This is a genomic window from Buchnera aphidicola (Thelaxes suberi) (assembly GCF_964059005.1).
Taxonomy (GTDB): domain Bacteria; phylum Pseudomonadota; class Gammaproteobacteria; order Enterobacterales; family Enterobacteriaceae; genus Buchnera_I; species Buchnera_I aphidicola_C.
On record NZ_OZ060389.1, the window covers coordinates 492,977 to 507,488 of the forward strand.

14 protein-coding genes and 1 tRNA gene are annotated in these 14,512 nt (G+C 22.6%); 4 read left to right on the plus strand and 11 right to left on the minus strand.

What is annotated here, in order from left to right:
• Positions 1 to 11 precede the first annotated feature (11 nt).
• The 10 genes from rplI to pgi form a co-directional block, all read right to left on the minus strand.
• The gene (gene rplI / locus AB4W61_RS02340) at positions 12 to 458 is read right to left on the minus strand and encodes a 50S ribosomal protein L9 (protein ID WP_367678911.1); all 447 of its coding nucleotides are present in this window, start codon (positions 456 to 458) and stop codon (positions 12 to 14) included.
• Positions 459 to 509: 51 nt separating this feature from the next.
• A complete protein-coding gene (gene rpsR, locus AB4W61_RS02345) occupies positions 510 to 737 on the minus strand; it encodes a 30S ribosomal protein S18 (protein ID WP_367678912.1) in 228 nt (75 codons plus the stop codon).
• A gap of 79 nt (positions 738 to 816) precedes the next feature.
• On the minus strand, positions 817 to 1,158 hold the full coding sequence (gene rpsF / locus AB4W61_RS02350; protein ID WP_367678913.1) for a 30S ribosomal protein S6: 342 nt from the start codon (positions 1,156 to 1,158) through the stop codon (positions 817 to 819).
• Positions 1,159 to 1,573: 415 nt separating this feature from the next.
• Entirely contained in the window at positions 1,574 to 2,875 is a 1,302-nt protein-coding gene (locus tag AB4W61_RS02355; protein WP_367678914.1) for an adenylosuccinate synthase, read from the minus strand.
• 200 nt (positions 2,876 to 3,075) lie between these two features.
• The gene (locus AB4W61_RS02360; protein WP_367678915.1) at positions 3,076 to 3,846 is read right to left on the minus strand and encodes an SPFH domain-containing protein; all 771 of its coding nucleotides are present in this window, start codon (positions 3,844 to 3,846) and stop codon (positions 3,076 to 3,078) included.
• A 496-nt stretch (positions 3,847 to 4,342) separates the two neighbouring features.
• Positions 4,343 to 4,573, minus strand: a complete 231-nt coding sequence (locus AB4W61_RS02365) for a hypothetical protein (protein WP_367678916.1) — start codon at positions 4,571 to 4,573, stop codon at positions 4,343 to 4,345.
• Positions 4,574 to 4,633: 60 nt separating this feature from the next.
• Positions 4,634 to 5,587 carry a tRNA (adenosine(37)-N6)-dimethylallyltransferase MiaA gene (gene miaA / locus AB4W61_RS02370; protein WP_367678917.1) on the minus strand — a complete coding sequence of 318 codons (954 nt, stop codon included), beginning with the start codon at positions 5,585 to 5,587 and terminating at the stop codon, positions 4,634 to 4,636.
• Between the two features lie 254 nt (positions 5,588 to 5,841).
• Complete coding sequence (locus AB4W61_RS02375) at positions 5,842 to 7,032, minus strand: mannitol-1-phosphate 5-dehydrogenase (RefSeq protein WP_367678918.1); 1,191 nt, start codon at positions 7,030 to 7,032, stop codon at positions 5,842 to 5,844.
• A gap of 74 nt (positions 7,033 to 7,106) precedes the next feature.
• Complete coding sequence (locus AB4W61_RS02380) at positions 7,107 to 9,005, minus strand: PTS mannitol transporter subunit IICBA (protein WP_367678919.1); 1,899 nt, start codon at positions 9,003 to 9,005, stop codon at positions 7,107 to 7,109.
• 57 nt (positions 9,006 to 9,062) lie between these two features.
• Complete coding sequence (pgi, locus tag AB4W61_RS02385) at positions 9,063 to 10,715, minus strand: glucose-6-phosphate isomerase (RefSeq protein WP_367678920.1); 1,653 nt, start codon at positions 10,713 to 10,715, stop codon at positions 9,063 to 9,065.
• Between the two features lie 341 nt (positions 10,716 to 11,056).
• Between pgi and orn the strand changes: the two genes are divergently transcribed.
• Both orn and AB4W61_RS02395 read left to right on the plus strand, forming a co-directional pair.
• Positions 11,057 to 11,590, plus strand: a complete 534-nt coding sequence (orn, locus tag AB4W61_RS02390) for an oligoribonuclease (protein ID WP_367678921.1) — start codon at positions 11,057 to 11,059, stop codon at positions 11,588 to 11,590.
• A gap of 86 nt (positions 11,591 to 11,676) precedes the next feature.
• Positions 11,677 to 11,749, plus strand: a tRNA-Gly gene (locus tag AB4W61_RS02395).
• Between the two features lie 63 nt (positions 11,750 to 11,812).
• On the opposite strand, the gene rpmE is transcribed toward AB4W61_RS02395, so the two are convergent.
• A complete protein-coding gene (gene rpmE, locus AB4W61_RS02400; RefSeq protein WP_367678922.1) occupies positions 11,813 to 12,025 on the minus strand; it encodes a 50S ribosomal protein L31 in 213 nt (70 codons plus the stop codon).
• A gap of 480 nt (positions 12,026 to 12,505) precedes the next feature.
• On the opposite strand from rpmE, the gene hslV reads away from it, so the two are divergent.
• Complete coding sequence (gene hslV / locus AB4W61_RS02405) at positions 12,506 to 13,036, plus strand: ATP-dependent protease subunit HslV (protein ID WP_367679169.1); 531 nt, start codon at positions 12,506 to 12,508, stop codon at positions 13,034 to 13,036.
• Positions 13,037 to 13,047: 11 nt separating this feature from the next.
• A complete protein-coding gene (hslU, locus tag AB4W61_RS02410; protein WP_367678923.1) occupies positions 13,048 to 14,388 on the plus strand; it encodes an HslU--HslV peptidase ATPase subunit in 1,341 nt (446 codons plus the stop codon).
• Positions 14,389 to 14,512: the final 124 nt, after the last annotated feature.

Here is a 14,512-nt window from a genome sequence, read left to right on the forward strand (position 1 = left end):
TTTCTTACTTGTTAAGAAACAATTTTTATTATTATATCTGATCGCACCTTTACATGAGGACAAAACAACACAGTATGTTCCCCAATAGTTTTAAGACTTCCATTCAAAAGTCTAAAATCATTCTTATTAACTGCAATACCTAAACGATTAATTGCATCCGAAATATCTCTAATTCCTATCGATCCAAATAATTTACCTTCTTCACCTGATTTAGAATAAATAATAATTGGCTGTAAAGCTAATATTTTTTTTGCTGTTTTTTGATATATTAAAATTTTATTATAAATTTCCTTTTCTTTTTGTTTTTTTTGATTTTCAAAAATGTATAAATTTTCTTTTGTTGCAATAATAGCTTTACCAAAAGGAATTAAAAAATTACGAGCATAACCTGCATTTACTTTTACTTGATCTCCTTCTGATCCAAGTTTATATACTTTAGAAAGTAAAATAACTTTCATGTATAAATTACTCCTTTTTTGTATGTAAATTTATTATATAAAGATGTCATTTTATTTATGATGATCAGTATAAGGTAATAAAGCTAAAAATCGAGATCTTTTAATAGCTCTAGATAACTGTCTTTGATACTTAGATTTAGTTCCTGTTATTCTGCTTGGAACCATTTTACCACTTTCAGTAATATAATTTTTTAAAATACTAATGTCTTTATAATCAATTTCTTTAATACTTTCCGCAGTAAAACGACAAAATTTTCTTCTTCTAAAATAACGAATCATAATTTTTTACTATTACCTCAATAATATTAATAATGTATATACGAATCGTAAAAATAATATAAAAATATATAAAAAATTATTATCGATTATTTTTACTGTCTTCTTTATTTTTTAACATTGGAGAAGGCTCTGTAATTGCTTTTTTAGTTGAAATAATTAAACTACGAATTATAATATCATTAAAACGAAATTTTTGTTCTAATTCAATTATTTTTTTAGCAGATATTTCAATATTCATAAGTATATAATGCGACTTATATAATTTTTTTATAGCATATGCTAGTTGTCTTTTTCCCCAGTCTTCAATTCGATGTACAATACCCGATTCATCTTTTACTATTTTGACATAAGATTCAGTTAATTCTGATACTTTTTCACTATAATCTGGATGAATCATTATTACAATTTCATAATGACGCATTTTATTACCCCTTGTTTAATCTAATTTATTTGATAATTAAAAAAATAATATTTATGTAATAAATTATTATTAAAATAATTACTTATTTAATTTGTTAGAAACATAATTTTTTATCAATAAAAATAAATTTTTATTGATAAAAAAATATATTCGAAAAAAAACTGAATATATATTTGAAATTTAATTCATTAATTAATAAAATTATGAATAATTAATTAGTTAGATTAACATTTAAACTTTTTATTTTATACGACTAAATACATTTAATTAAATATAAAAATATTTTAATTAACAATGTGTATTACATAAACAAAACATAAAAAATTCATGTAACTTATTTATTTACAATAATTAATTAATTAACAAAAATAATTTTTATTTATAAAAATAAAAACTGCAAAAAAATATTTTTTATCTAAAAATTAAAAGGATTCATTCGCAAAATAGTATCATTTCGATCAGGGCCTGTTGAAATAACATGAATAGGAATACCTGTTAAATCTTCAATAACACGTATATATTCTCTAGCTTCAAAAGGAAGATCATTAAATTTTTTTATACCTAGTGTTTTTTTCTTCCATCCATTAACTATTCTATAAATAGGAATAATCCTATTCCATTCTTTTATAGAACATGGAGTATCTAAAACTACATTATTATTAATTTTATTTTTATAACCTATACAAATTTTAATTTCAGATAATTCATCTAATACATCTAATTTTGTTAAACATAATCCTGTGATAGAATTTACTATTATGGATTTTTTTAACATCATAATGTCTAACCAACCTGTTCTTCTTCTTCTTCCAGTCGTCGATCCAATTTCTTTTCCTTTCTTAAAAAAATAATCATTTTCGTCATGAAATAATTCTGTAGGAAACGGACCAAATCCAACACGTGTAGAATATGCTTTTACTACTCCTAATACATATCCTAAATAATGAGGACCTATTCCAGTTCCGGCAAATATTCCACCAGAAGTTGTATTCGAAGAAGTAACATATGGATACATTCCTTGATCAATATCTAAAAAACTACCTTGAGCACCTTCAAATATTATTTTTTTATTTAATTTAATACCTTGTATAATCATGTTAGAAACATCTGAAGATAAAAGTAATAATTCATCTTTAAATGAAATAAGATCTTGTAATACCTTTTTATAAGGTATTGAATCCGTGTAATAGTAATGAACTAATTGATGATTATAATAATCTGATAACTCTTTTAAAGAATCTCTTAAGTTACTTTCATCTTCTAAGTCTGCAATACGTATACTGCGACGCGCTACTCTATCTTCATACACAGGTCCAATACCTTTTCCTGTTGTACCAATTAAATTTTTTCCTCTTTTTGTCTCTCTTGCTATATCTAAAGCTATATGATATGGCAAAATTATAGAACATCCTTTTGAAATAAATAATCTATTTTCTAAATTAATGTTAGATTTTTTTAATTTACTTATCTCCGAAAATAAATCTTTAGGTGAAATAACTACACCATTACCAATAATGCATATTTTATTAGAATGCAAAATTCCTGAAGGAATTAAATGTAATATTGTTTTTTTTTGATGTATAAAAATAGTGTGACCAGCATTATTACCTCCCTGATACCTAACAATAAAATCAGCGTATTCAGTTAAATAATCTACTATTTTCCCTTTACCTTCATCACCCCATTGAGTACCAATAATTGCAACAGTTAATTTCATAAAAATAAATATCCTGTTAATTTAAAAAAAATAAAGATTACTACATTATATCTAATGCATCATAATTATAAAAAATAGTTTTAATTTTTTTATTATATAATTTTTATAATATATTTTATGTATAAAACTATCAAAGTGTAAAGGAAATTAAAAAATATAAAAAAGTAAAAAATTAATAAAAACGTTTCTTATAACATATATTATTTTATTTTTTCTTTTTCATTTTCTTGGTTTCTTTTAATATGTTTTACAGTTGATACATCTTGTAATGATCTATCTATTGAAATTTGATTTATATTATCTTTTTGATCTTGTTTAAATAAAGTAACGTTGGTAATTTGTATATTAACAATACGAATACCAAATAAATTTTTCATTATTTTATTAAACTCAATACTAGTTGTTGCAGTATCTTCTGTAGATGCGTCTTGATCTTGTGGAGTAGCATTGCTATCGATTTGATTAAAATTAGTATCTATTTCTTGTGGCGATTTCGCAGTAAACATAAACTTTAATCCATGAAATAAATCATTTTTCGATACATGAATTAATTCATCAAAACTATCATGCGACATTAAATCATGTATTTGTTTATTTATTCTAGATACTAATAAAGATTCTAATTTCTGAGGATTATTTCCTCTCACAATACTTAAATAACGATTAATATCAACAATATCCCATTTTATAAAATAATTAATTAATATTTTTTTATGATCAGAAGTATAAAATTGATTTGATTTTGTTATAGTTAAACGCGGACGTACATCTATTTTAATTAAATTATCTAAAAAAGGAACTCTATAATGCATTCCTGGTTTATAAACAATAATATTTTCAGGATACTTATTATCATTTATTTTTTTTTCATATCCAACCACTATTCCTCGATATCCTGAAGGGATAATAAAAAATGATTTAGAAAATATAATACTTAATAAAACAATACATAAAATAATTATGCGACACATGTTTTGATAAATTCCTTTAATTTATATCAAAATTAAGCGATATTATTAAAATTGAATTGTGCAATTATTTTTAATATACAAAATTTTTTTTGAACTAACTATTTAATAAAAAAATTTTGTATATTTATTTGCACATTTTTATTATAAATTGAATATTAAAAATTAAAAGATAAATATTTAAATATTTATTAAATAATTAAAATATTTTACAAATACAATTTTATAATTTAATATTATCAATTATATCAATAATTGATAATATTAAATTATAATATTTTAAAATAAAAATAAATCAAATTAAAAAATTATTTTCTTTAATCAATTCTTATAAATTTTATTATCATTTTAATAACAATTTTTTCAAAAAATAAAAAATAATTTATTTAAGTTAAAACTCATATTTATTAACATGATAAATAAAATTTATTTTTTTATGTAAATAAGTATATCGATACAAATTCAATATCTTGTATATATTAAATATAATTGATGATTATTAATCATCATAAAATTTAAACATTAACCATATCAAAAATATTATAAAAATTAATAAAAAAATTTGTTTTGTTTTATTTTGATGAATAAATAAAATACGATTATTAAAATCAAATATAGCACTATTTCTTAAATAGTTTATTATTTCTTTTATAATATTATTATTTTTATCATTATGGTTATTAGAAAAATTTTTATTCATATCATTATTATGTGGTGCATTCCAAACCATATCTATACCCCATATATATTAAATCCATATTTTTTAATATATTAATTTTATTTTAAGATTTTAAATCTTTAAAATCATATTATTTTTTAAAACTATAAAAAAAGTATCTATCGCTAATTTTTTATTATCAGAATTTAAAAAACAAACATCTTTCCATTTCTTTATCCATGTTAACTGTTTTTTGTATAACTGACATGTTGCATAAATTGCTTGATTTTTCATTTCTAAATAGCTTATTTTTTTGTTTAAATAATTCCACATTTGCCGATAACCTACAGATCGAATCGAAGGGCAATTAATATTTAAATCGCCTCTATTAAAAAGATGAATTACTTCTTCTTCAAAACCCATTTTAAGCATATTTTCAAATCTATTTTTTATTTTTTTATGAACTTCAATTCGATCTGAAGAAATCATTGCAAATTGTATAATTTCATAATGAATTCTATTTTTTTTTTTTAACTTTAAATTACTTACCAATTGACCTGTATTGAAATATATATTTAAAGCTCTAGCAATTCTTTTTATATCGTTTTTATGTATTAATAACGCAGTTTTAGGATCTATTTTTTTTAATAAATTATAAAAATTTTTTATTTTTTCTTTATTGTGTACACAACTAAAAATTTTTGTTTTAAAATATGCACTTTCAGGAGGTGTACAGTATAAACCATGTAATAAAACATAATAATACAACATAGTTCCACCTACTAAAAAAGGTATTCTATTTAAAGCAATACTATTATTGATTTCTCTAATAGCATCATTTTGAAATTCAAATACTGAATAACTTTCTATAGGATCTTTAATATTAATTAACTTATGAGGAATCTTATTTAATATTTTACAACTAGGCTTTGCTGTTCCTATATTCATATTTTTATAAATTAAAACAGAATCAACACTAATAATATCAATAGGAAGATATTTACTTAATAAAATAGCAAAATCAGTTTTTCCTGTTGTTGTTGCTCCCATTAAAAATATTACTATAGGTTTTTTTAAACCAATCATTTTTTAAAACATCTCAAATAAAGTTTATATGCAAAAAATAAAACATTTGTTTATTCGTAATAAAAATAAATTATTTATATAAAAAACTAAATTTATGTATTTTTTTATAATAAATATATTGTACAATATATTTAATTTAATATAGACCAATTTTGTTTTTTATGTTTAATTCTAACAATAGAAACATTTTTATTCCAATAAAAATATACATACATTTTTAACGTATTAAAAGACATATAGATACAAAATATATTTTAAACATGATATTTTTTTATATTTTTAAAAAAAACATATGATTTTATAATTTTTTTAATAATTACATTATTTATATTAGAACCAAGTATTTGAAGCAAAGTATCAACTATTCCTTTTTCTTTTATCAAAGCTTGTAATTTTATTGCTTCTAAATCGTTAGTATTATCATAAATTAAAGCAGCTGCTATTCCGTGAATTAAATTATCATTTGGCAAATTAAATTGAAAAGTATTCATTAAAGGAGTAATTAATCTTTCATTTTCTTTTAATTTTTGAATAGGATTTCTTCCAATTCTTAATAAAGAATCCATAATATTTCTATTATTAAATCGTTTTATAATATTATTAATATAATTTTTTTGTTCATTTTCTGTATAATAGTAATATTTTTTTTGCAAAAAATTACTACTTTCTTTCATTGCTCCTATAACAATTTTTTTAATTTTTATATCATTAATAGAATCATATGTATTAGTATATCCATAAACTAATCCTAAATATGATAAAATTGCGTGACCAGTATTTAATGTATAAAATTTTCTATCGATAAAAAACATTAAATTTTCGGTAACGACTACACCGTTAATATTATTATATGGTCCTTTATACTGAGTAATATCTATAATCCATTCATAAAATTCCTCAACATCTACATCTAGATTTATATTTTTTCGTATAAAATCAATTTTTTTATTATAAAACGGAACTATTCTATCAATACTAGAATCTACAAAACCAATTTTTTGGTGAATAAAATCATAACATGATGTCGGCAAATTTTTCATAACAAATGTTTTCAACACACTTGATCCACGAATAACGTTTTCACATACGATGATATTTAAATAATTATTTTTATTTTTATAATATCTTTTTAAAATTCCTTCAGAAATATAATAAGCTACTGCTTGTAAATTTAATACTCCTACAGAAGTAGTAATTAAATTAGTATCTATAATATGTTCTTCTAAAACTGTAGATGTAACATTAATACACTTAACATTTTTAATATATTCATAATAAAAATTATTACTACTGATAATTTTTATTCGATATTTTTTATATAAATTTATTAATTGAATTACATTATCATTGATATCTGCTAAAAATACATTATAACCTGAATTTTTTAATATAGGAAAAATTAAACCTCTTCCAATATTACCAGCTCCAAAATGCAATGCCTTCATCAAACCCTCTTTATATAAACTTATTATTAAATTTTGTGAAAATAAAATAAAAAATTTTTACATAATACACTTAATTATAAAAATACTTTTATTACATCTTGTTTATTTTGAGTAATTATTAATTTTTGAATAATATCAGGTTTGTCTAAAGCATTAGTAATCCTACTTACTATATGCAAGTGTTCATTATTATTGGCAGCTATACCTATTATTAATTTAGCAATATCATTTTTTTCATCACCAAAACAAATTCCATTCGGAATTTGTAAAAAAATAACCGCAGTTTTTTTTACAAAATTTTTACCTTCTAATGTTCCATGAGGAATAGCAATAAATTCACCTAAAAAAGTAGAAGCTAAATTTTCTCTTTGAATCATAGATAAAATATAATTTTTATCTATGTAACCTAATTTATATAAAATTAAACCTATAAATTTTATTGCCATTATTTTTTTTTTGATTTTTTGATTTAAAAAAATATGTTTCTCAGATAAAGTAAACTTTTTTTTATCGCTATGAATAGCAACGAAACTTTCATCTTGTATTTTTTTTAACATGTACTCTTTTTTATTTAAAAACAATTTTTTTATAATTTTTCTATATATAGATACATCAAGAAAATTATTAATAGAATAATGTTGAGCATCAGGTGATTGCATTACTGCGCGATGTGTTAAAAATTTATGTGTAATAATTACTGTTGTACGATCATTAGGTAATAAATTAATTGCAGAATTACATACTTGTACATTAAATATTCTGTGTTTATTTAATTCTTTATGAAATATATTTGATCCTAATGCACTTGAACCTAAACCTGCATCACATGCTATAATCACTTTTTTTATAACATTATTTTTTAAGCAGACATTATTATTTAATAAATTATCCTGATCTGTAAATTTATTGTTTATTAACCATTTTCGTATTATTTTTATTAATAAACAAGAATCAAAAAATTTTTTTTGTCTAATCAATACTAAAGAAAAAATAAAAGAAACTAAAAAAGATATAAAAATAAATAATAAATTATTTACATAACAACCTTTTGGTGTTGTTGCTAATATAGTAAAAATAGAACCAGGAGAAATAACTGATAATCCTCCTCCTTTTAAAATAATTAAAGTATAAATTCCTGACATACTTCCAAATATTAAAGAAAAAAATAACTGTGGTTTTTTTAAAATATAAGAAAAATATACTTCGTGTACACCTCCTAAACAATGTGCAGCAAAATTACTCCATGATAATTTTCTTATAGTAGTATTTTTACTACCAAATAAAGCATAAGCCATTAAAACTCCAGCTCCAGGACCAGGATTCGATTCTATTAAAAAAAAAATAGATTTTTTAAAATAAAAAACTTCTTGAATACCTAATGGAGTAAAAATACCATGATTAATAACATTATTTAAAAAAAATACTTTAGCCGGTTCTATTAGAATAGCAATTAACGGTAAACAGTTTAATGTTATAACTTTTTTTATAAAAATATTTAATATGTAAGTAATATGTGTAAAAAAAGGTCGTATAAAATACGCCGATAAACCTAATAAAATAATACTTAATATACTATTTCCGATAGTATCGGATAACATTTCAAAACCTTGTTTAGTAGAATTTTTTATTATTTTATTTAATGCTTTTGTTAACCATCCTGATATTGAGCCAATAAACATTGCGGCTGATAACATTGGTATAGTAGTATTATATATAATACCTAATACTGCTATACTTCCAACAATACCTCCTTTTTTACCAAAAAACAGTGAACCTGCAGTATATGCAATTAAAACTGGAATAACATATACTATAACTGAATTAACAAAATCCATCACATATATATTAGGAAACCACCCTAAAGGAGAAAAAAATACACTTAATATTCCACATACCATAAAAATAGTAATATTAGGTGTAATTATATTACTTAAAAAATAACCTATTTTTTGAATATTAATTTTTTCATACATTAATATTTCCTTTTTTAAATAAAAAGTAAGTCTATTACTCATAACACTAACAAAAAATTATTTGTTTTTATATAAATTTATTAAATAATTAGTAGAAGTATCGTATTTATTTGTTATTGAATCTTTTTTTAATTCGCAATAAACATCGCTAGCAAGATTTTTGCCTAATTCGACACCCCACTGATCGAAACTAAAAATATTTAAAATAACCCCTTGTACAAAAATCTTATGTTCATACAACGATATTAACGATCCCAAAGAAAATGGATCAACTTTTTTAAGAATAATAGAGGTACTCGGATTATTACCTTTAAATTGTTTAAAACGAGATAAAAAAATATTTTTTTTATTCATATCTATATCTAATAACTTAATATTTTTAATATTACTATCTTGGTCGTTACCAAAAGCTAAAGCTCGAGTTTGAGCAATAAAATGCGACATTAATCGTTCATGATGATTTAATAAATCATGATCAGGAAACATAGGAATAATAAAATCACACGGTACTAGTGTATTGCCCTGATGCAACATTTGGAAAAAAGCATGTTGCCCGTTTGTTCCTGGAGCCCCCCAAATAATAGAACTAGTTGTCCAATTCACTTCTTTCCCTAAACGATTCACAGATTTTCCATTTGATTCCATAGTTGCTTGTTGTAAATAAGCAGGAAAATTATGCATGTTTTGATTATAAGGAAATATACCTTCTGTTTCTGTTTTAAAAAAATTCATATACCAAATATTAATCAAAGCCAAAATAACCGGAATATTTTCATGAAATTCGCGATTTAAAAAATGCATATCCATTTCATATGCGCCTCGTAATAATTCTACGAAATTATTAAAACCAATCGATAAAACAATAGATAATCCGGCAGATGACCATAATGAATACCTACCTCCTACCCAATCCCAAAATTGAAAAATATTTTTTTTAGAAATACCAAATAGTTTTGCTTGATTAATGTTTTCAGAAACTGCAATAAAATGACACGATACACTTGCTTTATCTTTTTTATACGAAGATTTAAAAAACCATTCACGAGCAGATTGAGCATTCAACATTGTTTCTTCTGTAGTAAATGTTTTTGAAACAATTATAAACAAAGATGTTTCATAATTAATTTTATCTAAAACATTTATTATGTGATTTCCATCTAAATTCGAAACAAAATGTAACTTTAAATGATTTTTATACATTCTTAAAGATTCTGTTACCATCTTTGGACCTAAATCAGACCCTCCAATACCAATATTAATAATATCAGTAATTCTTTTACCAGTACAACCTTTCCACTTACCTGAAATAACTAAATCAGAAAAATTTTTTATCCGCATTAGTTCAGAATCAATTAAATCAGCAATATTAACACCATTTATAAATAAAGGTTTATTACTTCTATTACGTAAAGCTGTATGTAATACTGCTCTATTTTCAGTAACATTAATTTTTTTTCCTTTAAACATTAATTCAATTGCGTCATGTAAATGGGTTTCTTTAGATAATTTTAGTAAATATTTTATTGTCTGATTATTTATACGATGCTTAGAAAAATCACAAAAAATTTTATTATGAAAATTAAGAAACATATTTTTTTGCCGATCTGTATCTTTAAAGAATAAGTCTCGAATATGAATATCTTTAATTTCATTAAAATGTGATTGTAATTTTTTCCATGCAGATGTATTAATAGGATTGATATTTTTCATAACATGTATACTCATTTTTTTATTTCTTTAATGTTAAATTTTTTAAAAAATAAATCATTACATTATTAGTTTAATTAATAGACTAAAATTTTTTATAAATTACATAAATTTATTAACAATAATTAAATTTATATTTAATATTTTAAATTAATATTTTAAACTAAAAAAAGTAATTTTTACTAAAAAACATTTTTTATTTATATGAAATATATACTTTCTAATATTAAATATTAGTATACTCGTGTCGTAAGATAATTAAATATTAAAAAAATTAAATACTATATTTAATTATATTCTCTTCAACTAAAAAATTAAAACAATTTAAAAGTAAAATATTATAAATGAAATCAGAAAATTTAATTTGGTTAGATCTAGAAATGACAGGATTAGATGTAGAAACAAACTATATTATAGAAATCGCAACATTAGTAACTAATAAAAATTTAACAATACTTGCTGAAGGACCAGTAATACCTATTTTCCAAAATAAAAAAATTATAAAAAATATGAATAGCTGGAATAAAACCATACATACAAATAACGGATTAATTAAAAAAATAAACAATAGTATTTTTAACGAACAAAAAGCAGAAAAACATACTATTAGTTTTTTAAAAAAATGGATTATTAAAAAAAAATCGCCTTTATGCGGAAATACAATAGGACAAGACCGTAAATTTTTGTTAAAATATATGCCTAATTTAGAAAAATACTTTCATTATCGTAATATTGATGTCAGTACTTTAAAAGAACTAGTAAAAAGATGGAAACCAGAGATTTTGAAAAAAAAGAAAAAAACTCATTCTGCATTAGCAGACATATATGCATCTATTAATGAATTAAAATATTATCGAGAAAAATTTATAAAAATTTAATATAAATTTTTTATTAAAATAAATATTTTATTTTGAAAATAATAAATAAAGTGTTAAAATAAAAAAATCAAAATATATTAAATTTTGCGGGAATAGCTCAGTTGGTAGAGTACAACCTTGCCAAGGTTGGGGTCGCGAGTTCGAATCTCGTTTCCCGCTATTATAATATTCATTTTATATATAAAAGATAACTAAGTGAATATTTAAAAAAATGTATTAACTTTACTTATGTAAAATATGTTTAAATCTTTTATTGAACTTTTCTATTCTTCCCCCAACATCAGTGTTTCTTTGTTTTCCTGTATAAAACGGATGACATTGAGAGCACACATCAATTTGAATATCTTTTTCAATAGTAGAAAAAAATATTATTTTATTACCACAAGAACATAAAGCTTGTATTTTATTATATTTTGGATGAATATTTTTTTTCATATAAATTTTCCAATATGTTATTATTTAAAATATGTATTTGCTCTTTAAAAAAGCTACATATCATGTTTTTTATAAAAAATATTTTCTATACATAAAAATATTATGCTTACATATTATATAAAACTATTAGGAAGTTCAAACAAATAATAGTATTTTTAATACCATATAAATATTTATATTTTAAATATATATACTTAATTTTATGAATTAAAACATACGTAAAATATCTTCATTTAAAACAACAATAAAAAACTGTTGTTTTAAATATTTATATGTTTACACATTGTAATTATTAAATATGATATTTAAAATTAAATAACCCTTCTTATACATCAATACATATTTAATATAGAATATAAAGAAAATAATTTTTATTTAGATAATTTTATATAATTAAAAACAAAAATATTTTTATAAATAAACATTCATATGTATAAATATAAAAAATTACATGCAAAATTACAAAAAGAGAACTATGGAGTGACAACAATATTAAGTGTTCGACTAAAAAATACTGTAGTAATTGGAGGAGATGGCCAAGCTACTTTAGGAAATACTGTTATAAAAAGCAATGTTAAAAAAGTTCGTAGCTTATATAATAAAAAAGTTATTGCAGGTTTTGCAGGCGGTACTGCTGATGCATTTACTTTATTTGAACTATTTGAAAGAAAATTAGAATTACATCAAGGACAATTACAACGTTCAGCTATTGAACTTGCCAAAGATTGGCGTTCAGATAAAATTTTAAGAAAATTAGAAGCTCTTTTAGCTGTTGCTGATTCTAAAAATTCATTAATTATTACAGGTACAGGCGATGTAATTCAACCGGAAAATGACCTGATAGCAATTGGATCAGGCGGATCATTTGCTCAATCAGCTGCTCGTGCATTAATTGATAATACAGTACTGAGCGCTGTCGAAATAGTCGAAAAATCGTTAAATATAGCTGCAAATATCTGTATTTATACCAATCATGTATTTACTATAAAAAAACTTTCTTCAAAAAAGTAAGGATTATGCTAATGTCTGATATGACTCCTCGCGAGATTGTTAGAGAGCTAAATAGATTTATTATTGGACAAGAAAACGCAAAAAGAGCAGTAGCAATAGCTTTGAGAAACAGATGGCGACGTATGCAATTAAAAGAAGATTTACGTTGTGAAATTACGCCAAAAAACATATTAATGATCGGCCCTACAGGGGTTGGAAAAACCGAAATAGCTAAAAGATTAGCAAAACTAGCTAATGCACCTTTTATAAAAATAGAAGCTACTAAATTTACAGAAGTGGGTTATGTAGGTAAAGAAGTAGATTCCATTATAAGAGATTTAACAGATGCTGCAATAAAAATTATTCGAATGAAAGAAATAAAAAAAAACCAATATCGCGCCAAAACTATAGCTGAAGAAAAAATCCTTCAAGTTCTTATTCCTACTACTTCAACAAATTGGAAAAATCAAAACGATAACTGTTCTCGACCATCTTCAACTATTGAAAGTTTTAGAAAAAAATTAAGAGACGGATTACTTGATGAAAAAGAAATTGAAATTAATGTTTCTTCTTCTCCATTGGGAGTAGAAATTATGGCTCCTCCAGGTATGGAAGAATTAACTAGCCAATTACAATCACTGTTTCAAAATTTCGGTAGTGGGAAAAAAAATAGTAGAAAATTAAAAATAAAAGACGCAATGAAAATATTAATTGAAGAAGAATCTGCAAAACTTATTAATCAAGAATCAATTAAAAAAAAAGCAATACATGCAGTAGAACAAAACGGTATTGTTTTTATTGACGAAATTGATAAAATTTGCAAAAGAAATGGTCAAAACTCATCAGGATCTGAAATTTCCAGAGAAGGAGTACAGAGAGATTTATTACCTTTAGTAGAAGGATGTACTGTATCTACTAAACATGGAATGGTGAAAACTGATCATATCTTATTCATTGCGTCTGGAGCGTTTCAAATATCCAAACCTTCTGATTTAATACCAGAATTGCAAGGAAGACTCCCAATAAGAGTAGAATTAAAAGCTCTTACTGTTGATGATTTTGAACGAATTTTAATTGAACCGAAATCATCAATTACTGTACAGTATAAAGCGTTAATGCAAACCGAAGGTGTTGTGATCAATTTTACTAATGCAGGTATTCGATGTATAGCAGAAGCAGCTTGGAAAGTAAATCAAACCATGGAAAATATAGGCGCACGAAGATTACATACTGTATTAGAAAAATTAATGGAAGAAGTATCATTTAATGCAAGTGATCAAAACGGTTTAACTATTGAAGTAAATGACATCTATGTCGAAAAACATTTAAATGAATTAATTTCAAATGAAGATTTAAGTCGTTTTATTTTATAAGAATATTATTAATATGTTAATAATAAGTTTTCTTCTCAGATTATAAACTGAGTCGGAAGCTTATTAATCTAATGAATCAATTTAGAAAATAATAAACATATTTTTTAAATTTAAAATTTTAAAT

Excerpts from the sequence above, each read along its gene's own strand:
- AB4W61_RS02360 (WP_367678915.1), bottom strand. The coding sequence starts at position 3,846 with ATGTGTCGCATAATTATTTTATGTATTGTTTTATTAAGTATTATATTT.
- AB4W61_RS02365 (WP_367678916.1), bottom strand. The coding sequence starts at position 4,573 with ATGGTTTGGAATGCACCACATAATAATGATATGAATAAAAATTTTTCT.
- hslU (WP_367678923.1), top strand. The coding sequence starts at position 13,048 with ATGTCTGATATGACTCCTCGCGAGATTGTTAGAGAGCTAAATAGATTT.
- orn (WP_367678921.1), top strand. The coding sequence starts at position 11,057 with ATGAAATCAGAAAATTTAATTTGGTTAGATCTAGAAATGACAGGATTA.
- rpmE (WP_367678922.1), bottom strand. The coding sequence starts at position 12,025 with ATGAAAAAAAATATTCATCCAAAATATAATAAAATACAAGCTTTATGT.
- miaA (WP_367678917.1), bottom strand. The coding sequence starts at position 5,587 with ATGATTGGTTTAAAAAAACCTATAGTAATATTTTTAATGGGAGCAACA.
- AB4W61_RS02375 (WP_367678918.1), bottom strand. The coding sequence starts at position 7,032 with ATGAAGGCATTGCATTTTGGAGCTGGTAATATTGGAAGAGGTTTAATT.
- AB4W61_RS02380 (WP_367678919.1), bottom strand. The coding sequence starts at position 9,005 with ATGTATGAAAAAATTAATATTCAAAAAATAGGTTATTTTTTAAGTAAT.
- rpsF (WP_367678913.1), bottom strand. The coding sequence starts at position 1,158 with ATGCGTCATTATGAAATTGTAATAATGATTCATCCAGATTATAGTGAA.
- AB4W61_RS02355 (WP_367678914.1), bottom strand. The coding sequence starts at position 2,875 with ATGAAATTAACTGTTGCAATTATTGGTACTCAATGGGGTGATGAAGGT.
- rpsR (WP_367678912.1), bottom strand. The coding sequence starts at position 737 with ATGATTCGTTATTTTAGAAGAAGAAAATTTTGTCGTTTTACTGCGGAA.
- rplI (WP_367678911.1), bottom strand. The coding sequence starts at position 458 with ATGAAAGTTATTTTACTTTCTAAAGTATATAAACTTGGATCAGAAGGA.
- pgi (WP_367678920.1), bottom strand. The coding sequence starts at position 10,715 with ATGAAAAATATCAATCCTATTAATACATCTGCATGGAAAAAATTACAA.